Origin of the sequence: Pseudomonas sp. RW407, assembly GCF_003176655.1 — a bacterium.
Classification (GTDB): domain Bacteria; phylum Pseudomonadota; class Gammaproteobacteria; order Pseudomonadales; family Pseudomonadaceae; genus Pseudomonas; species Pseudomonas delhiensis.
In genome coordinates this window covers 1-421 of sequence record NZ_QGSL01000108.1, presented here as the reverse complement: position 1 = coordinate 421, position 421 = coordinate 1, and the positions used below count along the sequence as shown (strand labels likewise).

1 protein-coding gene is annotated in these 421 nt (G+C 67.9%); it reads right to left on the bottom strand.

Features of this window, described 5'->3' with window-relative positions; all coding sequences use genetic code 11:
- Nucleotides 1-180: 180 nt before the first annotated feature.
- On the bottom strand, nucleotides 181-421 hold a 241-nt coding region (locus tag DK254_RS33635; RefSeq protein WP_371921207.1), incomplete at its 5' end, for an NAD(P)-dependent oxidoreductase.

The following is a 421-nucleotide window of genomic DNA, read 5'->3' as shown; positions in this document are numbered from 1 at the left end:
GCATGCGTGTGCTCATCGTGCGACTGAACGCCATGGTCAGGGACGGTACCTGCTGGAGAACAGATACCGCGCAGCAGTAAAAGACAGTTGCTCCTACGCCGCCCCGCCCGCGGTGTTCCCTTGTAGGAGCGCGCCCTGCGCGCGATATCGCGGGCAGGGCCCGCTCCTACATTGTTCCGCTCAATAGGCCACGGTGAACCGCTGGCGATGGTGGGCGGGGGTTTGCGCCTCGTCGAGCATGGCCACGGCCAGGTCGGGGAGGGAGATGCGGCTTTCGCCCTGGGCGTCGAACAGCACCTGGTCGCCGCCGATGCGGAACTTGCCGGTGCGCTGCTCGCCTTCCAGGAGCATGGCCGGGCTGAGGAAGGCCCAGTCCAGGTCCTTTTCGCCGCGCAGCTGGTCGAGGGCGTCGGCGGCGCCG